The sequence below is a fragment of the Parapedobacter sp. ISTM3 genome, assembly GCF_016533505.1.
In the GTDB taxonomy this organism is placed as follows: domain Bacteria; phylum Bacteroidota; class Bacteroidia; order Sphingobacteriales; family Sphingobacteriaceae; genus Parapedobacter; species Parapedobacter luteus.
Genome location: NZ_JAENGN010000003.1, coordinates 137,807 through 158,351 on the forward strand (window position 1 = coordinate 137,807; position 20,545 = coordinate 158,351).

Genomic DNA, 20,545 nt, shown 5'->3' on the forward strand with positions numbered 1-20,545 from the left:
GTTAATAAACATAAGATATTGATTGTAAATACGTACTGGTGATTTTTCATTGGATTTATTGCGGGTTGCTAATTTTTTTGGTATAAATGATTGTTGAGCTAGTGTTCGTAATTAATTTATTTCTTTATATAGTTTTAGTTAAATACTGATTAATAGTTGTTAATGCTGGCTATCATATTTGCAATATTATCGTTTTTCATGTATGTAAACAACGAAGAAAATCCCCCAAAACCGATGCCTGAAGCTCTGTGGGCTACATGATGTGGAGGACATGCTAATCTACACTATCTTTTCGAGTAAGTGGTCAAAATTTTTAACGGTGTGCCGGTGCAAGCGGGGAGATTGCCGATAGGTGTTGATACATTGAGCAGCCGCTTAAGCAGCACCTGCGGGTGTTGCCCTGTAATTATAAGTGGGTGGCGTCGCCGGTTTGCCGCAGGTTATTTGGGACTTTTGCCCAAGGCCGCAAAGGCTCACTAAATGCATTTAAAGCTCACTCGATATCGGGGCGATTCGTGCTGACACTTTGTCTTGTTCGCGGTTGTTTTTTTATATTTTAATCATTGGATTTCGGGCGTTTTTTTAACGTCCACTTGTTCGTTCTTTTCATTTAAAAAGACGACTTTTGCAAGCAAAATCATTCACCGATGTAGAATACCGTTAACTTAGGAGGGCCCATGGACGAATTGGATACGCTGGTAGAACAAACCGAATTGCTTTTGGCCGAAGGCAACGAACAACAGCTCAAAGAACACCTTGATGGGTTAAATATTTCGGAGGTGGAAGCGTTGATAGATGAGCTGCCGGAATATGGTCCAACGTTCATTGAAACATTGAGTATCAACCGGGCGGTAAACGTATTCCGTATCCTCGATTTTCCTACCCAAGAACGCATTCTTAAGAAGCTTTCCGGTCCTAAGATTTCGGAGATCATTAACGAGATGCCGCCGGATGACCGAACGGCTTTTTTTAGTGAGCTGAAAGGCGATGTGGTGAAGCAGCTAATCATCCTTCTTCCACCAGCTGATCGCAAAGAGGCACTGGCGTTATTGGGCTATCCGGAGGACAGCGTCGGACGGCTGATGACGCCGGATTATATCACCGTAAAGCAGCATTGGGACATCACCCGCGTATTACACCATATACGCAAGTACGGGAAGGCATCCGAGACCATCGACGTGCTCTATGTCATTGATAAGGACGGCAAACTCCTTGATGATATCCGGATTAAAGACATTTTATTAGCAGACCCTGCAACCACGGTCGAAGATCTAATTGATAATCGGCTTATTGCGCTCAATGCGAATGATCCGCAAGAAGAAGCTATCAATGTATTCCGGATGAATAACCGGGTGGCGCTTCCTGTTATCGACGAACAGGGGATCATGTTGGGTATAGTCACGGTAGACGATATTCTTTGGGTGGCTAACGAAGAATATACCGAAGACATGCAGCGGATAGGGGGTACTGAGGCGCTGGATGAGCCTTACCTGGACGTGTCTATTTTACACCTGGTGAAAAAGCGGGCTGGGTGGTTGATTGTACTGTTTCTTGGGCAATTACTTACGGCAACCGTGCTCGAGCATTACGAGAGTCAATTGGCAAGCGCGGTATTGATTTTGTTTATGCCGTTGATTCTTTCCAGTGGTGGCAATAGTGGTTCGCAAGCTTCCACATTGATTATTCAAGCGATGGCCTTGGGCGAAGTGACTTTGCTTGATTGGTGGCAGGTCATGCGACGCGAAATCCTCTCTGGCTTGTTGCTTGGCTTGATACTTGGTGCGTTGGGCTTTATTCGGATATGTACTTGGCAAGCGTTTTCTCAGGAATACGGCGAATATTGGTTGCTCGTAGGCACAGTTGTGAGCTTGTCGCTCGTTGGTGTCGTGCTGTGGGGCTCTTTGGTTGGTTCGATGTTGCCTTTTATTCTCCGCAAACTCGGGGCTGATCCGGCATCTTCATCGGCGCCGTTCGTGTCTACACTTGTGGATGTGACCGGCTTAATTATCTATTTCACCGTGGCTACGCTTGTCCTTACAGGTGTTTTATTATGATTTGCTTCACCAAGTACCGAATAGGATGGGCGTGGTTGCTGTTTTTTATAAGCGAGCTCTCTGCCCAGGAAAAATCGCCTGTTTTCTTGGAGTTGGAAGGCGGGGTCGAAAGGTTCAGCGATGCACCCCTGCGATCGGTATTCCCTGGGGGGATAAATTTGACGCTCGGTCCGGCATTCTCCGTGGCGGATCAGGGGCGGCTTCGGCTACGGCCACAGACCGGGATAAAGCTGTTCTTTAACGAATTGGATGAGTGGACTACCGAGCATTTGCGTGTCATACGCTTAGGCGGTCAAGCAAGTTACGATGTGTTTTTTGTCGGCCAAACAACCTTTTTCCCTTATTTTGCTATCGACTTCAACTGGGTGGCAAATTACGATGCTGAAAGCGCGGCTGCTGGCGATGGAGAACGTGTATCTTTTTCGGATAATTACCTGAAAGGTTCAGGCATTTCACAAGCGCTGGGGCTACGGATGCAGTATCGGGAGTTTTACGTAAAGCTGGGCTACGAGTTTTTTTATCCCCGGCTAAAGGTTGAAAAAAAGGTCATGAATGACGATGTGGCTGCTGGTTATATCACGCCGACTTCGTATCCCTTCAATTTCAATGTTATTAACCTTTCTTTGGGCATAATTCTGGAGTTATGATAAGCTCAGGTAAAACGATTGGGATAGGTTTCTTGGTGGCGTCCTTGCTGTTTAGCTGTAAAGGCGACGGTACATTGTTGGGATTGTATCCTGCAGAGCCTACTGTGAACCCGGACGTCCGCGCGTTGATACAGGGTAATCGTATAGTCTATGCATGTTTGGATGAACGTAACCAAATCCGAGGAATCACGGAAAAGGGCAGTTTTTCGACAAGCAATAGATTCAAGTCGTTTAGTTTCAATCCGTCTTCATGGCTGTGGGACGCGCATACGGCAGCGTTTGGGGAAGGTTTGCTTGTGTATGCCGCGGCGGAAGGCACATCGGTTGTGTTGCGTCATTCAAGTGATATGGGGGCTACATGGCAAGTGCATGAGATGTCCATTGGCGAGGGTGACGATTTGATATCAGGAACATTTTCTGTTGTCCAACTGGTCGTTGGTCCCGATGGCGCTTTATGGGTCTTGGCCGAGTACCGTGCAGGAATGGATATACGGATGTTACTTTACCATGTAAACTTGGATGAAGCGAGCCATGAATTGGTGTTGAAACGCAATAATGCTATCGCGCTTGCCATTGATTTCGCGGATTATCACAGCGGTTGGTTGCTCTACAGGGAACGGTATGGACCGCACGATGCAGTTCGTGTACTGAAGACGGTAAACGGAGGGCAGGCTTGGTCGGAGGGAGCGGTATTAGGTCATCTTAATCAACCAGCCATCGAAGCCATAGCCAGTGATGTGCTATTGGTATACCCTCAAACCGGACAGCCGCTTTATTCAACCGACGGTGGCGATTCGTTTGTACCTGTGCCAATTGGCGAAAACGGCATCAAGATGTGCTACGCCGCATCCCCGCGCGTGGTGTATGCCTTACTGGCCGATGGGGTAGCCAAGAGTACCGACGCAGGCCAAACATGGATCCGCTTGGAGGGTCGTACCCACGGGATTGACGTGTCGGGGATGGCGATGGATTTTTATAACGAAAGGCGAGGGATAATTTATGACTGGAATAAGCTGTTCATTACGGATGATGGTGGGGAAAGCTGGGATATACTTGTTTATCCTTATGATTATCTGTTTGAGTAGCTGTAGGGAAGCCGTATTGATAGTTAGTGAGTTGCGGATTTTTTAAAATATTTTTTGTTTATTCGGTAGAAAGTTCCGAATATTGCAGTCCCGAAAACGGGGATATAAAAACACTCCTCAGTAGCTCAGCAGGTTAGAGCATCTGACTGTTAATCAGAGGGTCGCTGGTTCGAGCCCAGCCTGAGGAGCGGAAACTTAAAAGGCCTTTCTAAAAAGAGGCCTTTTTTGCGTATACGCGTAGTCCGTCCGTCTTTCCGTCCTTTTCCAAATCGGGCTTTTCTATTCCTTTCGGGCCTTACCAAAAACGTTGTCAGATAGCTTCCGGCAGTGGCTATTGCATGTTGGCAGTGCATATTAAGAAAAAGAAATCGACGAATTTTTTTTGCGATGTGGGATTTCGGCACAAAAAATGCTTATCCTTGTGACGTTAATACATTTTCTACCCTCTAACACAAATATTAAATGGAAAAGTACAGTGAACTGAAATCGCTAATTGCATCCATCGAGGAAGATGCGGTTAAATTTTTTGAAAAAGGAAACAACGCAGCCGGCACGCGTGTGCGTACAGGTTTGCAAAAAGTAAAGGCGTTAGCTCAGGAAATCCGTAACGCAGTGACCGAAGCTAAGAACACAAAGTAGTTTCGGGTATCCGAATACATTTTGAAGCCCCGGAGCCAAGATAGGTTCCGGGGCTTTTCGCTGATTAGATTTTATCCGTGTTTTTATCGTTCTCCGGATTTAGCGAAGATTGATTCAACGTCTTTGCCAGGTCTTTCTTGTCCTTCTTATTTCGCCGGAGCAGCCAGCCTATCAATATGATGACTGCTAATAATACCAGCGCCACGATCCAAAAGCTCATCATCGTCGTTATTATACTCATTCATGCTTGAATATCAATAGGGGTAGGCGGGTGTGATGAGCCAGCTTCTTGGTCACACTTTTGTGAAACAGGTTGTCGAAAAAACCATATCGTTTAGGAACAGTCATCACCAGATCCGCTTGCTGGGTTTCGGCAAAGTTCATGATTCCTTCAACAACGTCATTGTATTCAACATAGTGATATTCAGGGTTGAGCCGGTCCAACAATCCATGGAGCTTGTACTGTTCGGGGATGATACCCGGATCGAATCCCGCTTCGGGTTTTACAATATTAAGCACCAACAGTTTAAACGCAAGGGTGTCGGCAAGTTGTGCCAAAGTTCCGACAGGCATGGTATCGTCGACCTTGTCAAGATCGCAGGCAAATACAGCCTTCGCGATTGGTTTGAATTCAACTTGCTCGGGCACCACCAATACGGGAGCGGTGCATGCATCGGCTATGGCTATCGTATTGCTGCCAATCAGAAATTTTTCCAAATTACTTTTTCCTGTTATTCCGGTGACGACCAATCCGACTCGTCGTTCATCCAATAAACGTTGGATGCCGACGACAATCGGAAGTTCGTTGGCTATAATTTCTACGGATGTATGTTTGCTGATAAACGGCTGCATCTTGGCTTCGGTCGCTTCTAATGCGGTTAAACTGCTTTCATGCGCCAGCGCGGCATCTTTAGACTCCGGCAACGGGATTTCGGTAGCTTGGGGCGCTGAGTCATAGGAGTGGTAGAGAATGATGGTATGGACACGCAGCGGCCCACTCAAATAAGCTGCATATAGAGCAGCATTGGTCGCTGATTCCGAAAAGTCGGTAGCAATGATAATTGTTTCCATTAGCGGGATTACTTCGTATTGATATAAAGATATGGATACTCCTTACTAGCGAACCATGGCGATAGCATTTTCATGTTATAGTAACAGGCATTCCCCCTGTTTTGTTCGGTTACTTATCTCATCGGCATGAATGATAGCAAGCAAAAAACGCCATGGAATCCACGGCGTTTTATGATAAGAAGATGTTGTTGCCGGTAGGCTATTTGTTGACACTTAGTGTCCTGCCGGCTATATCTTCCCAGCGGTAATACTGAAACGTTTTGTCGTCACTCATGGCCACGAAGAGTCCATGTTTGAAATCTGCATTTAGCGGGATAGAGACTACGTCCGAGCCATCGCTTTGATTGGTCGAGGTTTTTATATCGGCAATCAGGCTATGGGTGTGGGGGTTTTCGGCGGTGCCTTCGCGGCTGTACACCTTAAACCGGTTGGCCGATTGGTCGGAGACGAGGATATACCCTGTACTGTCTGAGGTTTTGTAGATGCTGATGCCTTCATGGTCATCTTTAAATCCTTCGGTAGCAAACAGGGCCAGCTCTTCATTGCCTTTTTGGGGGTCGGCATAATATTTCCGTACGCCTACCTGTTCATCGGAATAATAGACAAAGCCAAGCTCGTTATCCACGGCTATAGCCTCGATTTCCTTCCGCCCGCTGAAATGACCGAACTTGCGTACCAACGTAGCCTTTACCTGGCCTTTGCCATCGTCTTCCAATAGGTATTGCCATAGGTAAGTGCCGTCGGTGGGACCGTTTTTGCGGCCCACAATGGCATAAATGGCACCCGTAGGGGCCTTGTAGAGTGCAATGCCCATCAGGTCGCGGTACTCTGGGCCTGTTTGACCGGCAAAAACCGGTATACCTCCGTTATCCACGGGTTTCATATGCGGCAAGGTAAAGATGCGAAGGCTGTGGGTCATCCGTTCCGTAATTACGGCGATGTCCACGGTGGTGTCCCCCAACAAAAGGCCGTAGGCTACGTCCACATTGTTAGGCCGTTTTAAGCCTTTAACCGTCTTGTCGTGGATGATCTGGCCTTTAAGGTCAAATACATAAAGGGCACCGTCTTCGTTTTTGTCGGTACCAATGACGAGAGACTCTGCCGGGTTTGCCGAGTTAACCCAGATTGCCGGGTCATCCGTATCATGTGCTACGCGTTCGGTAACGTACAAGGGCTTTACACCGTCATGGCTTGTGCAACCTGCCAGCAGAGCCAATGCCAGTGGCACACTTAAAAGATGAAGGGTTTTGTTCATGTTGTGAAGTTGGTTAATGATTTTTTATTTTCCACTGCTGCTTACCATACACCAATGGGCCGGAAACCAATGTTACCCAAAGTCCGGGCCAGCGGTGTGCCAATGTGCAATATAAGTTTAAAGACTATAAATCCAATTTTACCCCAATGTTGAACCGGGGGCGATAATATTCTGCCTGCATGGTACGTGAACGAACGCCTTGATAATACCGCAATGGCTGATTGGTCAGGTTATTTGCCTCGGCAAAGATCCGCATGTTTCGTTGTACCTTGTAGGAGGCGTTGACATCCAGGAAAAACTGCTCATCGTAATATGCGTCATCAAAACTGGTAGCAGCCAGTTCGTCCAGATAAGCGGCTGTATAATGAGCGGATGCCCTCAGGGAAAAGCGGCTATTCTCCCACGAGATTGAACCATTGAGCATGTGTGGAGCCGTTCCCGGCAAACTGATATCGTCCCTTTCGTTGCCGTCTTCGTCGGTCACACCTTTTGCGTTGGAAGCTACATACGTATAGTTGGCGTAAATGCCAAGCCCGCGGAAAAATTTGCCGGGAAGAAAATCGAGCTGCCGCTGGAAAGCCACCTCAAACCCATACAAGTTTACCGTACTGCCGTTTCGCATCTGGGTAAACTGCCATGTTTCGCCGGGTGCGATTGGATTGCTTTCCGAAGGGAAATCCGCTGCAAACTTATCGGTGGTGTATTGCTGGTCCACAAACGTGTAGATGAAATCATTGAGACGCTTGTAGAATATCCCGCCAGACACCAAGCCGATCGATTTAAAATAGTTTTCGATCATTAAATCGCCGTTATACGCATACGTTGCATTCAGGTCTGGATTTCCGGCGTATATCTCGGCGTCTGACCCCGGAATGACGCTAAGGTACGGTGCGAGCGCATAATAGTTGGGCCTCGCTAGTGCAGTGGTGAATGCCCCCCGCAAGACGAGCGACTCGGCAGGCGTGTATTTGAACGTCAGATTGGGAAAGATATTGGTGTAGCTGTTTTGTATGGTGCGTGTGCCCAGAAGATCCTCTTCATCTTCGATAACATTACCTGTGTATTTAATTCCGGTGTGTTCCAGCCGGGCACCCACTATCACCGAAAACTGGTTGCTAAAGTCCTGATCCCAGCGGAGATAACCCGCATAAATGCGCTCGCTGGCATCATAATTCTCCATCAAGTAGTCGTCGGGGATGGCCTCTTCTTCAAACTGTGAAGCGTCGGTCAGGGCGAGTCCGCCGAGAAACTGGGGAGCCATGAAGGTGCCGGGTACAAATGCATCGCCCATGAGAAGTGGCTTGGCAAAAGTCACCGTTTGCACATTGCCGATAGAAGCAAACGCACTTTCGTCAATAGGCTCATACTCGTAAGCGACATCATCGCGGATTTTAGTTTTCAGGCGCAACCGGCCACCAAAACGCAACCGACCTTTTTGATCGTCGATGACCGAAAGCGGCACTCTGAAATTCAGTTTGGCACCGAACTCCTTTTCCCGGGTAAAACCATTTCCTTCCGTTATTTCATTGAATCCAAGCCCCATTTGGTCGCCGCTAACGCTATACAACGGAAAATTGTTGTCGCCATTAAATGAAACCGGAAATCCGCCGCTTCTGAATAAGGCGTAGCGCTCATTAGGTTTTTTTTCTGATGCGGTAGAAAAACTGGTTGCCCAATCCATATCGATTGAGGAGCCAAGCAGGTGATCCCCTCGCAGGGAATAGTTTTGTACCTGCTGCGTTTCCAGGCGCCTGTTCTTGTTCCTGCCGGAAGCACCGCCCTTAAGCTCACGGCCTACGCGTCCAGTATATCCGACTATTTGCGTTGGGTTGCTTTCACTATATGTTGGGCTGACGTTGTCTACCCGAAACCGAAAACGGTTTTCCAGGTCATCACGCCAATTGTACATGGCGTTGGCTGTGAGGGTATGGTTTTCGCTGAGGCGGAAGTCGAACGCACCGGAAAGGCTCCTGCGGATACGTTGCACATCATATTTGCGGATATCCTGTTGCCTGACGTAGGTATTCCCGTGGCTATCTTGTACCCAGGTAGCCTCGATGTTGTCAGAGCCATAGTCATTATTGTTATAAGAGCCGCTGAGCACTATGCCAATGGCGTCGTTAGCAAAGCGATTGCCGTAGACGAAGCCGCCTGTATATAACGCTTTTTCCCTAATGGGATTATAACCACCAGATAACGTCGCTGATATACGCTGGCCGTTAGGGGAGGCCCGTGTAATCAGATCGACCGAACCGCCGATCGCATCTGCATCCATATCCGGGGTGAGCGTCTTGTTGACTACAATGGTCTGGATCATATCCGCCGGGATGAGGTCCATTTGCACGCGGCGGTTATCGCCTTCAGCAGATGGGATGCGATCCCCGTTCAGCGTGACGGAGTTGAGTTCGGGAGCTAAGCCACGGATGATGATGTCCCGCGCTTCACCTTGGTCATTTTGCATGGCGATACCAGGTACCCGCTTGAGTGCATCGCCGATATTGGCGTCTGGAAACCGTCCAACCTGATCTGAACTAATCACGTTGGATATGTTTGCATTGTTTTTCTGCTGATTGAGAGCACTGGCTTGGCTGCGCAGACGGTCACCCATGATGATCACTTCGCTAAGTTGGGTATCGCTGGGATCCAGCTGAAAATCAATCCTGGAGTTTTCTCCGGCTGCTACAGTGACGGTTTTTGTCTGCGAGGGATAGCCCAGATAGTTTACCAATACCTCGTAGGTGCCGGCGGGCACACCGAGAAATTCGTATTCACCGGTTTGCGAAGAAACCGTGTACCGGTTGCCTACATTGACCCGGAGGGTGGCTCCCGGTAAGGACAAGCGGGTAGCGCCATCTATCACTTTGCCGGAAATCACGCCATTTTGCTGGGCAAATGCCGTTATCGAAATCAATAAAACCAGCGGTAGTGTAAAGCATACCTGTCTCATCATCCCGCGAATAGCTGTCATTTCCAAGGGGAGGGTGATTGGGCATGCAAAAAATAGCAATCGTTTTTGTTTCATAAAAATTGTTTTTTGTTTCCGGTACAAAGATTGGTGATAGCCGATTAGGCATCCAACGATGGTGTGTTAACAAAAGGTATACAGGCGTCTGCTGAGCATAGACAGGAAAGCAACAGGTTGTGCTTTTTGTTGCCTAATAGTCTGTTTGTCAGTTGATTGTGTTCCTGATTTATGGCTATTAAGTTTCTGTTAACCTCATGTTACCAGTATTTTATTGCAAGGTCATAACCTTACAGGCGCTGGATGAAAGCGCTGAGGTTTTCACCGTCTTCAAGGTTCAGTTTTTTCCGCAGTCGATAGCGGGATATACGTAAGCTGTTTTGGGAAATCCCCAGCATCGTGGCGATGTCTGCTGAGGTGAGGTTCATTTTCAGTAGCGCCGCCAGGCGCAGGTCGGTCGAGGTGAGTGCATCGCTGTGCTTTTTCAGGCTGTCGAAGAAATGTTCGTGCACCCGCTCGAATACTGTTCGGAAGTCTTCCCAGTTTTTGTCATGGTTACTGTTCAGGTTGATGAGGCTCAGGAGTTGCTTAAGTTCCTTGCGTTGGTCGCGCTTATCGTCCTTGACCATGTGAGTGAGTTTTTCGCGCAGCTCTTCGAGGAGCTGATTCTTCTGAATGAGGTGCAAAGTATGGCTGGTAAGCTCTTTGCTCTTTAGCTCGAGTTCGCCGCGCAGATTTTCCTCCCGGAGTTGTTTGTTGTGCAGATCGGTTTCAAGAGCCTTTTTCTGGGCCTCATAGAGCATGCTGTTCTGCACGTTGAGCTGCTGTTGGTTTTTTAGCTTCAGACGCTGGCGGCTGATGATGCTGATGCCGAGGCTGACGAGTAACACAGTGATGACAATGGCGCCTGCGGTAAACAGGCCGTATATGCGGCGATCTTTATGAAACTGGTTGATAGCATCATCTTTTTGTTCCAGCTCAAAAAGAGTCTGTAGGATGGTGAGCTGCTTCTTGCTGTCTTCGGAAAAAATGTCAAGGAAAATATCCCGACCGGCTTCACTATAATAATATGCACTATCATAGCGCCCCATCAAATCGAACGTCCTGGATAGGTCGCGATATGCAGAAGCCAACTGGTAATGCTCGTTTAGGGTATCGGCCAAGCGCGCTGCCTGGCGGGTATACCCGAGAGCCGCTTCGTACTGCCCGGTTTTTCGGTACACATCACCAAGATTGTTGATTACCTCGATCTGCGCCATCTGATTGCCATGCTGCCTATTAAGCTCCAAGGCCATTGTAAAATAATGCAGGGCCGAGTCGAGCTGCAGTTTGTCCTCATAGATACTGCCGATATTTTCATAGATCTTGGCGACGCCAACGGGGTCATCCTCCTGCTTAAGCTGTTTCAGGGCCAGGTTTTGGTACTTGGTGGCCTCCTCATAGCGTTGGCTTTTCTCGTACGCCTGGCCGATATGGCCATAGGCATCGGCCATGCCCCGATGGTTGTCCAAATCCGAATAGATGGTCAGTGCTTCCTGAAAAATTTCCAGCGCTGCGGGATATTGACGGTTGTAATAATGTGTTTCGCCAACCTTGATAAGTGTATTGGCCAATTCTGCTGCATGTTTTTCTTGCCGGAAAAACTTGATGGCTTTGTGATAATTGTCCAACGCCTGCGAATACGCCGCCTGATAATAGTATACTTCACCTATTTGCTCGTAGCACATGGCCGCGATGTAATTATCTTGCTCCTCCAGTGCCTCATTGAGTATCCGTTTGATCTGCAGGAACGCTGCGTCCGGATTTTGCTTAATCAGGGTGCGTGTATGTTCTAATTGATTACGATTATTTTTCTGGGCATTGGCTACTAATGGAAAAATCACCCAAAGTAGCAGGCATATCTTTGGGAAAAAAGGTGACATACGTCCCAATATCACTAATTTTAAATGCTGATTAAAAACGGTTAAAAATAAAATGCCAATGTTAATAACGTGTTAAGTTTGGGTTTCATTCGTGTGTTGTTAGAAGTAAATATCTTTAATCAATATTTTATATCCCCTTGAAAACCCATACCTTTGCGCCCAAATTTGATAAAAAGAATTATGAGTTTAGTCATCATCGGAACCATCGCGTACGACGCAATAGAGACGCCTTTCGGCAAAACAGATAAAATTGTAGGCGGTGCGGCCACTTTCGCAGGGCTGGCTGCGGCTTATTTGTATAATCAGGTGAAATTGGTTGGTGTCGTTGGAGAGGACTTTGGTGATGACAACCTGGATGTTTTACGATCGAAGGGTATAAACCTTGATGGTGTTCAGGTCAGGAAAGGCGAAAAGACTTTTTTTTGGGCGGGAAGATATCATAATGACATGAATAGCCGGGACACCTTGGTGACGGATCTCAACGTCTTAGCCGATTTTGACCCGATCGTACCGGATAGCTATCAAGATTGCCAATACCTACTTCTCGGAAATCTTACTCCCCAAGTTCAGCTTACGATGCTCAACCGGTTGCAGCGCAAGCCCAAGTTGGTGGTACTGGATACCATGAATTTCTGGATGGACACCGCATGGGAAGATTTATTGACGGTATTAAAAAGTGTTGATGTACTTACCATCAACGACGCAGAGGCCAGGCAACTGGCCGGGGAATATAGTTTGGTGAAAGCCGCGGAAAAAATTTTGAAGCTCGGCCCCAAATACCTCGTTATCAAAAAAGGTGAGCACGGTGCGTTATTATTCGGCGACGGACAGATTTTTTCCGCGCCTGCGCTTCCGCTTGCAGAGGTTTATGATCCAACCGGGGCAGGGGATACCTTTGCGGGAGGTTTTATCGGCTATTTAGCGCAGGTTGGAACGTTGACATTCCACAATATGAAGAACGCCGTCATTTTCGGGTCGGCTTTGGCCTCCTTCTGTGTGGAAAAATTCGGTGCTGAACGTTTAAGGGAATTAGACAGCGCATCGATAAGTGAACGTCTTCGTCTTTTTACTGAGCTTACCAAATTTGATATTGCAAATTGATTTGCGGCGGTCTTTGTTAGGTTAGATCAGTGTCCCGATAATCTTAAATCGTGAAAACACCGTATCGGTATGCGGCGCATCCGCCAGTTCGTCCGTAAGGTCCTGCCCAGCCCAATGCTCATAATGCGTGCCGCCAAACCATAAGCGACTCTCGGAAACATCATAGATGTAACCATTGCAAGCTATCCATATTTCGGGTTTGTCCTGGCCGTTTCTTAGCGCCAATTGTGCTTTTGAATATGAGGGGAGATTTTGTGGTATACTATGCCCGCTCATATTTATAAGCATTCAGTGCTTTTTTCATAATCCGCCGGGCTACATGGATACGTGTTTTTACGGTACCGATAGGGATGCGCAAGTGATCGGAAATCTCATGGTATTTATAGCCTTCAAAATACATACTGAAAGGGACATAATATTCGTCGGCCAGGCCGGTCATTGCCTCTTTGATATCTTCCATCACAAACTTGCTTTCGCCAGCATTTGTTGTGGCGCTATGGGCCAAGTATGCATTGGGGATTTCGGTTGATTGAGAAACCAGTGTGCTCGTTTTTACAAACCGCCTATAGTTGTTGATAAACGTGTTTTTCATGATGGTATAGAGCCAGCCTTTCAAGTTGGTTCCTTCTTTAAACCGACCATGGTAAGTGACTGCTTTGAGTACGGTGTCCTGTACGAGGTCATTGGCATCATCGTCGTCACGGGTAAAATGCAGCGCATACCCTCTTAACGATTCGGTATGCTGTACCACTAATGTGTTAAATTCAAATCTCGTCATCTTTTTACGGTTTAAGGGGGTCCAGGTTTATAGCCTGAATCTCCGAGTTAAACATTTTATGAGTATAAATGAGCGTATGCTTTTACGTAATGAAAAACCTGACGTTTTGCTTTTTTAGTTTATTAGTGTCACGGTGAGTGCCGCAAGTATCGTGCTAAAAGACTAATTGGTCGTTTACTAAGAAGCTAATATATGATAATTTCTTGATAATTTCATATAATATTCACTTCTCGTTCCAGGGTGATGCCGAACCGCTCATTTACGTCTTGGATGATTTGTTCGGAAAGATTGTATATGTCTGATCCTGAAGCGTTATGATGATTTACGAGCACCAAGGCTTGGTTTTTCCATGTCCCAGCATCGCCTACTCGCTTTCCCTTCCATCCGCATTGTTCGATAAGCCAGCCCGCGGCAATTTTGACCCAATTGTCGTCAAGTTGATAATACACAAAATTCATGTCCGGTAAAGTGGACTGTAGCTGCTTTAAATGTTGTGTGGATACGATTGGGTTTTTGAAAAAACTGCCTGAATTGCCGATTGTTGAGGGGTCGGGCAGTTTTTCGGTGCGGATGGCCGACACGACCTCTGCAATATCTTTTATCGTCGGTTGCGCGATGTTCCGCCTTGATAGTTCGGCGTTGATTGCTCCATAGGATGTGTTGATGTTTGGTTTTAAGGACAGCTGCAGCGTTACTGACGTAATGATATAACGGCCTTTCGCTTCGTTTTTAAATATGCTTTCTCGGTACGAAAAGCGGCAGGCGGCGTTATCGAATGTAGAAATTTCTCCACGTATTGTATCAAATGCTCGACAGCTAAGCAACACATCCTTAAGCTCTGCGCCATAAGCTCCGATGTTTTGGACGGGTGCGGCTCCGGCCGTTCCCGGAATAAGCGCCATATTCTCCAGGCCCCAAAAATGGCGATCCACGCAGTACCATACCAAATCATTCCACACGACGCCGGCGCCCGCCACTACGATGGCGCTTGTTTCAGCGACGGTATGGATTATGCCACCGATATTCATCTTGATGACCAACCCCTCAAAGTCTTTGGTGAACAGGATATTGCTCCCGCCTCCCAAAATGAGAATAGGCTGCTTGACGATTGGTTGGCTAAATAGATGGATAAGTTCGTCTTCGGTATGGATTTCCACAAATTGACGTGCAAACGCGTCTACACCAAACGTATTGTACTCCTTTAGTGAAAAATGTTCCTTTACCGAAAGTTTCATAAAATTTGACCGATGTTTTCAATTATTCAAACAAATGTATAACTTTAACGTATTAACTTTAGCGCCAAATATAATGATTGACCTGACAGCATCATTAAATTGATTGTATGATTAATGCAGATAAAAAGCGCACGCAAATATTGGAGGCAGCCACCCGGCGGTTTGCCCATTTTGGTTTAGCTAAGACGACCATGTCGGAGATTGCACAAGATCTTTCGTTTTCCAAGGCCTTGTTGTATTACTATTTCCCGGACAAAAATACCTTGTATGCGGCTGTGCTCGAACATGTAATCAACCAGTCGTTCGAGGAAATTGAAGAAGCGTTGCCTTCCTTCAATGGCTGCCATGAAACGATAATGTTCGTCTTGGACAGGCGAATTGCGTTTATTACAAAATACTACAACCTGCTGGAGCATTCGATATCCGCCGTACAACAAACACCCAATGAAATGGCTTCCGTAATGGCGGATTCAAAAGTAAAGGAAAAAGCTATTATCAGCAAAATACTGCAAAGAGGTGTAGATACCGGTGAGCTTTATGTCGAACACATGGAAGAAACGGCCGAAATCATGTTGTTTGCACTCGCTGGCATGCGATTTAGTATCTTAAAAGACCTAAACGGCGTTTTGTTCCCCACGAAAGAAGAGTTTGACCGGATACTGAGCTTACAGAAAAAAATGGCAACCATCTTTCTACGCGGGTTGGAGGTGCGGAGCGCCTCAGACCCTCAGCGATAGCAAAACAACAATTTAACAAAATACCGGCGTAGCCTTTTCACCGCTCTATTTCAAGGATCCGCTTGACAATTTGCGTGGCGTGCACACGGGAGTTTTCAATAAACCAAAGGTGTGTGTTCATGCCTCCACAAACCACACCGGCGAGAAAAAGGCCTGGAATGTTGGTTTCCATCGTCTCTGGATTATGGTATGGTTCTCGTGACGGAGCGTCAGCCAAAGTTATCCCGATCTTTTCCAAAAAAGCAAAGTTGGGCTGATAGCCTGTCAGGGCGAGTACGAAATCATTTTCAATCGTAATTGGGCCATCCGGCGTAAGGATATCCACTTCCGTGGGCCGGATGGCCGTCAGTGTGCTGCTGAATAGCGCCCGTATTTCCCCTGCGGCGATGCGGTTTTCGATATCGGGACGGACCCAATATTTTACCCGCGGACCGATACACGCCCCACGGACGACCAACGTGACTTCGGCTCCCTTGCGATACGTTTCCAATGCTGCGTCCACCGACGAATTGCTGGCGCCCACAACCAGCACTTTTTGTCCGGCATAGTAATGCGGATCGTTGTAGTAATGGCTCACCTTAGCTAAATTTTCGCCGGAGATATTCATTAAGCAAGGAATATCATAAAAACCTGTAGCCACCACCACATATCGGGCGCGATATGATGATTTTGAGGTCGTGATCTCGAAACCGTCCGTTCTGCGGTATACCATGGTCACCTCTTCGAACAAACGAATGTTCAATTCAAATTTCTGCTGTATGCGGCGATAATACTCGAGGGCTTCCGCCCGCCTGGGCTTGGTATTCGTAGACATAAAAGGTACATCGCCGATCTCCAAGCGTTCAGATGTCGAAAAGAACGTCATGTTTTGCGGATAGTGGTATAAAGAGTTGACCAGGCATCCTTTTTCGACGATGAGATAAGACAACCCTGCTTCTTGAGCCGCAATGCCGCAGGCCAATCCGATAGGACCTCCGCCTATAATGAGCACATCATATTGAGTCTTGAGAATTTCCATGTGATACAAAGATACAAAGACGGCGGCGCCCGATAGCAAGCAGTCACGGATTTTACGGCGAATTGACCTTTTCCGGTTGGTGCTGGTTTATCAATCGCTCGCAGATTTTATGCAGGTCTACCACGATGCGGTTAAGAAAATGAAGCTGCTCGGTGATCAGCCGGGATTCTTCCGAGTCGATATTGTTGCTATCCAGGTCATGCGGTACGCCTATATCTACTTCCTGGAATTCATCAGCCCCTTCTTCGGATTCAAAGAGCTTGATGGTTTGCGCAAGCGAGAACAAGGTTTTCCTGATGACACGCACATGTTCTCCAGTCAGGGAGGCTTTATCGGCGCCCCTTACATTGTTGAGCAGCGTTACGGAGTACGAAGACAGGATGTGATTGAATACGACAAATTTATTTACCTCCTTCGCATCTTTTTGTTTGCTTTTGGGTTCCGTGATCATCCGCTGGAAAGCGGAAGCCATATTAGCGGTGGTGATGTATACTTCTTTACGGGCAAGCTTATAGTCGGTTACACTTAAGGGATGACCCGCTATGATTTTCAATGCTTGGGCGATATAATGATAATTGGCAATGAGCAATTTCCGCATTGCACCCTGCACCTGCATGCTTTCCCAATTGGGTAATATGATGTAATTGGAAAAAAAGGCCAAACCAGATCCGATAAGTGTATCGATGATGCGTTCTCTAAGAATAGACAAGGTGTTCATGTCAAGAAAGCTAAACATGATCAATATATATGGCGTCATAAACATGACGCTGACAATGTAATTAATACGAATGAGGCTGTAAGTTGCAACCATAAACAGCAGCAGGAGTATAAAGAGGGCGGTTTCGTCTGTGACCAATATCAAAATGAGCGCTCCCCCGATGCCGCCGATGATTGTGCCGATAAGCCGTTGGAAATTCCGCTGTTTGGTCAGGCTGAATCCAGGCTTGAGGATAACCATGATCGTCAGCAGTATCCAATAGCTATGGTTGCCCACATTGATAGCCAATGACAAAAGATATCCAATACCCATTACGATTGCCATCCGTACCGCATGTCTGAATAAGGTGGATTTCAGTGTAAGGTTTTCGCGTAATTGCTTGAAGTCAATTTCCTTATGGTCGACGAATCGGCTATGGTCCGGCTCTTCTTTTCTGAACGAATTTTTGGGCTCCATGCCGAAATACCCATAGATGTTATTGATATGTTGGATGAGGTTACGTACGTTGATTAAGATCTTTTTCAGGGCAAGCGTATTGATATGGTGGGTCTTTTCTACGTTGTCGATTGCAGCCCGTATCCGTTCCAAATCGGTTTTGAAGTTATATAAAGAATGGGGTCTTTTATTCGCATTGATTTGATAGGCGAGGTGGTCAAGTTCGTTACTTATTCGCTGTATGGTCAAGTTAAAATGCTGTAAAACGCCCGTGGCGCCAAATTGCTCTTTGATCGAGTCGTAGTCATAGTGAGTCGCCATGCTTTGTTCGAAAAGATCTACGATATCCGTGAAGATCAAAATCAGCAGCCGCCCGATCTTTGTCGTGTCTTTAATGATTTTCTTACTTCTAAACAGCTGATCCCGTACGTTGTCTTGATGTTCGCTCACGATGATTTGCTGTTCAATCAAATCTCGGTAGTTTTTGTCTGTATCGGATTTGATGTCATAGAATCTGGCCTTGATACGGATATAATCGGCCACGTTGTGGATAGATTCTGCCAACTCCTGCTGAGCTTGCCGATACGGCCTTACTTGGTAAAGCGACAGGCTCAACAGCATATACCACACGCACCCCGCCAAGATATAAGATAGGTGTGCCACGACATCCGAAGCGGTGTGATCTGCCGTATCGATGTTGAGTACCATGATGAGAATGCCCAGCGTCCCCACCGAGGAAGCGCGGGCGCCGTATACAGCAAACATGGAGAAAAAGAAGCTCAATAAGACGATGGTCAGCGTGAGCAACAGCGGCACACTATTGACCAAATTCGTGATAAGTGCTGAAACCAATACCACTGCCGTGCACATCAGCATTCCGTTTCTTCGGTGACTCAATGGCCCTGGTGTGTCCGACAAACCAACGACCATCGCCCCCAAGGAAACGGTAATGCCTAACTGGAGATTCCCAAACCACGAGAAAACAAGGGCGGGAATTACCGTGCCAAATGTAATGCGCAAGCCATCGGTAAAATACTGGCTATATAAAAAATTCTGGATTTCTTTCGCCTTGTTCATGCACAGTAGGATGGTAAACAAAGATACATAAAAGAATGTGATCCAAATGAATGAAACCGCGAGAATCCGTAGCATACACTTTCTAAAAAATACCCACAAGTGAGTATTTGAAGGCAAACGTTCCGTCGTTAGGTTTGTGCTGTCAATGACAATCAACTGATTTTTAAAAAACAAGCAGTTTTATCGTGTACATTTTTAAGTTTATTTACCATGAAGCAACAGCTACTATGCATCCTCGCTGTCTTTGCAGCGATCACGTCGGCAACTACACTGCCCCTTTATGGCCAAAAGGCCAAAGATCGGACTATCACTATCAATACGGAGAGTGGGTCAAACATGTATGTAGATGGCAGTCAAGTGACCGCTCCTGCCAAAATCAAAATCCCTAAACATGCCACGGTAAATGTGCGCGTAGAGAAAGTAGGGTTTGTGACCGAAATCCGCAATTACGAAAACAACGGTATTACTATCATTCCTAAAACGGATTTTATTCAGTTGACAAAAGACGAAGCTTACGAGAACTCTTTTGTGACGAATTTGGCCAATCAGGATATCGATATCAGACCGTCCCGAAGCGCTGACGAGTCCTGGATATTACTTAACCGCATTGTAACGGGCTCATTTGATGTTATTGCCATTATGGATAAGTCCACCGGTTACATGGCAACGGCTTGGTCCGCAAAATCATTCAATTCGGGCGTGGTACGTACGCGCTTGATTGTGAAGACAAGCAATACCGATCCCCTGGAATACAAAGCAAAGCTGGTGTCCGAAATTGCGCCTCCCGGTACCAGCGTCAATGCGGATGAATCGTTCCGTAGGTGGGACCGTATTTTACGTACTTACGAAAATGTTGTGCCTGATTTGCAAAGTCGGCTGGGTGTTAATTAACGGATATTAAATATGAAAGTCATTAAATATTGCATAGCGGTATATCTGGTGTTTGCAGTGGCCGGTGCCCATGGCCAGGCAGCTTCGGTGGTTGGTCAAGGTTATGATGAATCCGATTTTGGCAAACTCTACCTAAGGCTCGGGGTTAACCTTCCGCAAGGACATTTCAGTAACCAATTTGACCCCAATATACCGATATTTGAAAATATCGGAACGAATGGCGGGATGCAAGCTGGTACCGGTTTTAATTTTGAACTGGGCAGGTACTTTTTCTTTCATTCAGAACCCATCAATGATTTATTCAAAGTAGGGCTGGACGCAACATTCCTTTCGCTCGGGTATAATACGTTTGAATGGCCGGGCTTATCGAGCTCTTCCGGCTCGGGTAAGTATGACCTGACCACCATAGCCATGAAGTTCGGTCCGGTCATTTCATTCAATGTACTGGAAGATGTTTACGCCGATGTGTTCGCAAAGGTCGCGCCTACCGTCGTATCGTCGTTTGAAGCCCCTGAATTTTATATAGAAGACAATGACGGGAATTACGCGGAATTTAGTTTTTATGACGAAGAACCGGTTATCTTTGGTTGGAAAAGCGATTTTGGCGTAAACCTGCGTTACAAAAAAGGCACGCTTACATTGGGCTATGAATCGGGTTCCTTCAATAGTAAATCGTATTATTATATCTCCAACGAGGGGATGACAGAAGGTGGCACCGTCGAACAGAAAATACCAATGGGCGTGTTCCAGATAAAACTGGGGATACAGTTTTAAATTTTTTAATAGCTTTTCTTCGATACAGCAATTAGCACCGTTTAACAATTATAAGATCATTTAAATAAGGTGCGCGGCGTCAATGCCTCGCGCCTTTTTGTAAATTGATAGTTCAAACAGACACGTATCGTCAAAAAAATATAGCA

General features: G+C 46.6%; 18 protein-coding genes and 1 tRNA gene. 9 read left to right on the forward strand and 10 right to left on the reverse strand.

Annotation, left to right across the window (positions count from 1 at the left end; genetic code table 11):
• The first annotated feature begins 677 nt into the window (after window positions 1-677).
• The 5 genes from mgtE (at window position 678) to JHJ32_RS05590 (ending at window position 4,425) form a co-directional block, all read left to right on the forward strand.
• Window positions 678-2,054 carry a magnesium transporter gene (gene mgtE, locus JHJ32_RS05570; RefSeq protein WP_200120264.1) on the forward strand — a complete coding sequence of 459 codons (1,377 nt, stop codon included), beginning with the start codon at window positions 678-680 and terminating at the stop codon, window positions 2,052-2,054.
• Window positions 2,051-2,701, forward strand: a complete 651-nt coding sequence (locus JHJ32_RS05575; protein WP_200120265.1) for a hypothetical protein — start codon at window positions 2,051-2,053, stop codon at window positions 2,699-2,701. The genes mgtE and JHJ32_RS05575 overlap by 4 nt, the downstream gene beginning before the upstream one ends.
• Window positions 2,698-3,786 carry a hypothetical protein gene (locus tag JHJ32_RS05580; RefSeq protein WP_200120266.1) on the forward strand — a complete coding sequence of 363 codons (1,089 nt, stop codon included), beginning with the start codon at window positions 2,698-2,700 and terminating at the stop codon, window positions 3,784-3,786. Before JHJ32_RS05575 ends, JHJ32_RS05580 begins: the two co-directional genes overlap by 4 nt.
• A gap of 114 nt (window positions 3,787-3,900) precedes the next feature.
• Window positions 3,901-3,974: transfer RNA gene (locus tag JHJ32_RS05585), tRNA-Asn, on the forward strand.
• A 274-nt stretch (window positions 3,975-4,248) separates the two neighbouring features.
• Window positions 4,249-4,425: a histone H1 gene (locus JHJ32_RS05590; RefSeq protein WP_079716217.1), complete on the forward strand. Its 177-nt coding sequence runs from the start codon at window positions 4,249-4,251 to the stop codon at window positions 4,423-4,425.
• 64 nt (window positions 4,426-4,489) lie between these two features.
• On the opposite strand, the gene JHJ32_RS05595 is transcribed toward JHJ32_RS05590, so the two are convergent.
• The 5 genes from JHJ32_RS05595 to JHJ32_RS05615 form a co-directional block, all read right to left on the reverse strand.
• Window positions 4,490-4,666, reverse strand: a complete 177-nt coding sequence (locus JHJ32_RS05595; protein ID WP_200120267.1) for a hypothetical protein — start codon at window positions 4,664-4,666, stop codon at window positions 4,490-4,492.
• Window positions 4,663-5,496: a universal stress protein gene (locus JHJ32_RS05600; RefSeq protein WP_200120268.1), complete on the reverse strand. Its 834-nt coding sequence runs from the start codon at window positions 5,494-5,496 to the stop codon at window positions 4,663-4,665. The genes JHJ32_RS05595 and JHJ32_RS05600 overlap by 4 nt, the downstream gene beginning before the upstream one ends.
• A gap of 199 nt (window positions 5,497-5,695) precedes the next feature.
• Window positions 5,696-6,751, reverse strand: coding sequence for a phytase (locus tag JHJ32_RS05605; RefSeq protein ID WP_200120269.1), 1,056 nt, complete (start codon window positions 6,749-6,751; stop codon window positions 5,696-5,698).
• A 124-nt stretch (window positions 6,752-6,875) separates the two neighbouring features.
• Window positions 6,876-9,773 (reverse strand): TonB-dependent receptor, encoded by a 2,898-nt coding sequence (locus JHJ32_RS05610; protein ID WP_233632499.1) that lies wholly within the window; start codon window positions 9,771-9,773, stop codon window positions 6,876-6,878.
• Between the two features lie 230 nt (window positions 9,774-10,003).
• Complete coding sequence (locus tag JHJ32_RS05615) at window positions 10,004-11,635, reverse strand: tetratricopeptide repeat protein (protein WP_200120270.1); 1,632 nt, start codon at window positions 11,633-11,635, stop codon at window positions 10,004-10,006.
• A gap of 180 nt (window positions 11,636-11,815) precedes the next feature.
• On the opposite strand from JHJ32_RS05615, the gene JHJ32_RS05620 reads away from it, so the two are divergent.
• On the forward strand, window positions 11,816-12,736 hold the full coding sequence (locus JHJ32_RS05620) for a PfkB family carbohydrate kinase (RefSeq protein ID WP_200120271.1): 921 nt from the start codon (window positions 11,816-11,818) through the stop codon (window positions 12,734-12,736).
• Window positions 12,737-12,757: 21 nt separating this feature from the next.
• Here JHJ32_RS05620 and JHJ32_RS05625 read toward each other — a convergent pair whose 3' ends face one another.
• From JHJ32_RS05625 to murB, 3 genes are all read right to left on the reverse strand, one after another.
• Complete coding sequence (locus JHJ32_RS05625; protein WP_200120272.1) at window positions 12,758-13,012, reverse strand: cytochrome b5 domain-containing protein; 255 nt, start codon at window positions 13,010-13,012, stop codon at window positions 12,758-12,760.
• Complete coding sequence (locus JHJ32_RS05630) at window positions 12,999-13,514, reverse strand: RNA polymerase sigma factor (RefSeq protein WP_079716212.1); 516 nt, start codon at window positions 13,512-13,514, stop codon at window positions 12,999-13,001. The genes JHJ32_RS05625 and JHJ32_RS05630 overlap by 14 nt, the downstream gene beginning before the upstream one ends.
• 212 nt (window positions 13,515-13,726) lie before the next feature.
• The gene (murB, locus tag JHJ32_RS05635) at window positions 13,727-14,749 is read right to left on the reverse strand and encodes a UDP-N-acetylmuramate dehydrogenase (RefSeq protein ID WP_200120273.1); all 1,023 of its coding nucleotides are present in this window, start codon (window positions 14,747-14,749) and stop codon (window positions 13,727-13,729) included.
• Window positions 14,750-14,856: 107 nt separating this feature from the next.
• Here murB and JHJ32_RS05640 point away from each other — a divergent pair, with 107 nt between their 5' ends.
• Window positions 14,857-15,486 carry a TetR/AcrR family transcriptional regulator gene (locus tag JHJ32_RS05640; protein WP_079716210.1) on the forward strand — a complete coding sequence of 210 codons (630 nt, stop codon included), beginning with the start codon at window positions 14,857-14,859 and terminating at the stop codon, window positions 15,484-15,486.
• Window positions 15,487-15,523: 37 nt separating this feature from the next.
• Here the strand turns inward: JHJ32_RS05640 and JHJ32_RS05645 are convergent, their stop codons facing one another.
• Entirely contained in the window at window positions 15,524-16,504 is a 981-nt protein-coding gene (locus JHJ32_RS05645) for a YpdA family putative bacillithiol disulfide reductase (RefSeq protein ID WP_200120274.1), read from the reverse strand.
• A 52-nt stretch (window positions 16,505-16,556) separates the two neighbouring features.
• Window positions 16,557-18,734, reverse strand: a complete 2,178-nt coding sequence (locus JHJ32_RS05650; protein WP_200120275.1) for an FUSC family membrane protein — start codon at window positions 18,732-18,734, stop codon at window positions 16,557-16,559.
• A gap of 210 nt (window positions 18,735-18,944) precedes the next feature.
• Here JHJ32_RS05650 and JHJ32_RS05655 point away from each other — a divergent pair, with 210 nt between their 5' ends.
• Together JHJ32_RS05655 and JHJ32_RS05660 are read left to right on the forward strand one after the other, a co-directional pair.
• Window positions 18,945-19,625: a hypothetical protein gene (locus JHJ32_RS05655; protein WP_079716207.1), complete on the forward strand. Its 681-nt coding sequence runs from the start codon at window positions 18,945-18,947 to the stop codon at window positions 19,623-19,625.
• Window positions 19,626-19,637: 12 nt separating this feature from the next.
• Window positions 19,638-20,399: a hypothetical protein gene (locus tag JHJ32_RS05660; protein WP_200120276.1), complete on the forward strand. Its 762-nt coding sequence runs from the start codon at window positions 19,638-19,640 to the stop codon at window positions 20,397-20,399.
• The last annotated feature ends 146 nt before the right edge of the window (window positions 20,400-20,545 follow it).

What these genes read in the sequence shown, in the direction of transcription:
- mgtE (WP_200120264.1), top strand. Translation starts at nt 678, where the DNA reads ATGGACGAATTGGATACGCTGGTAGAACAAACCGAATTGCTTTTGGCC.
- JHJ32_RS05575 (WP_200120265.1), top strand. Translation starts at nt 2,051, where the DNA reads ATGATTTGCTTCACCAAGTACCGAATAGGATGGGCGTGGTTGCTGTTT.
- JHJ32_RS05580 (WP_200120266.1), top strand. Translation starts at nt 2,698, where the DNA reads ATGATAAGCTCAGGTAAAACGATTGGGATAGGTTTCTTGGTGGCGTCC.
- JHJ32_RS05590 (WP_079716217.1), top strand. Translation starts at nt 4,249, where the DNA reads ATGGAAAAGTACAGTGAACTGAAATCGCTAATTGCATCCATCGAGGAA.
- JHJ32_RS05595 (WP_200120267.1), bottom strand. Translation starts at nt 4,666, where the DNA reads ATGAGTATAATAACGACGATGATGAGCTTTTGGATCGTGGCGCTGGTA.
- JHJ32_RS05600 (WP_200120268.1), bottom strand. Translation starts at nt 5,496, where the DNA reads ATGGAAACAATTATCATTGCTACCGACTTTTCGGAATCAGCGACCAAT.
- JHJ32_RS05605 (WP_200120269.1), bottom strand. Translation starts at nt 6,751, where the DNA reads ATGAACAAAACCCTTCATCTTTTAAGTGTGCCACTGGCATTGGCTCTG.
- JHJ32_RS05610 (WP_233632499.1), bottom strand. Translation starts at nt 9,773, where the DNA reads ATGAAACAAAAACGATTGCTATTTTTTGCATGCCCAATCACCCTCCCC.
- JHJ32_RS05615 (WP_200120270.1), bottom strand. Translation starts at nt 11,635, where the DNA reads ATGTCACCTTTTTTCCCAAAGATATGCCTGCTACTTTGGGTGATTTTT.
- JHJ32_RS05620 (WP_200120271.1), top strand. Translation starts at nt 11,816, where the DNA reads ATGAGTTTAGTCATCATCGGAACCATCGCGTACGACGCAATAGAGACG.
- JHJ32_RS05625 (WP_200120272.1), bottom strand. Translation starts at nt 13,012, where the DNA reads ATGAGCGGGCATAGTATACCACAAAATCTCCCCTCATATTCAAAAGCA.
- JHJ32_RS05630 (WP_079716212.1), bottom strand. Translation starts at nt 13,514, where the DNA reads ATGACGAGATTTGAATTTAACACATTAGTGGTACAGCATACCGAATCG.
- murB (WP_200120273.1), bottom strand. Translation starts at nt 14,749, where the DNA reads ATGAAACTTTCGGTAAAGGAACATTTTTCACTAAAGGAGTACAATACG.
- JHJ32_RS05640 (WP_079716210.1), top strand. Translation starts at nt 14,857, where the DNA reads ATGATTAATGCAGATAAAAAGCGCACGCAAATATTGGAGGCAGCCACC.
- JHJ32_RS05645 (WP_200120274.1), bottom strand. Translation starts at nt 16,504, where the DNA reads ATGGAAATTCTCAAGACTCAATATGATGTGCTCATTATAGGCGGAGGT.
- JHJ32_RS05650 (WP_200120275.1), bottom strand. Translation starts at nt 18,734, where the DNA reads ATGAACAAGGCGAAAGAAATCCAGAATTTTTTATATAGCCAGTATTTT.
- JHJ32_RS05655 (WP_079716207.1), top strand. Translation starts at nt 18,945, where the DNA reads ATGAAGCAACAGCTACTATGCATCCTCGCTGTCTTTGCAGCGATCACG.
- JHJ32_RS05660 (WP_200120276.1), top strand. Translation starts at nt 19,638, where the DNA reads ATGAAAGTCATTAAATATTGCATAGCGGTATATCTGGTGTTTGCAGTG.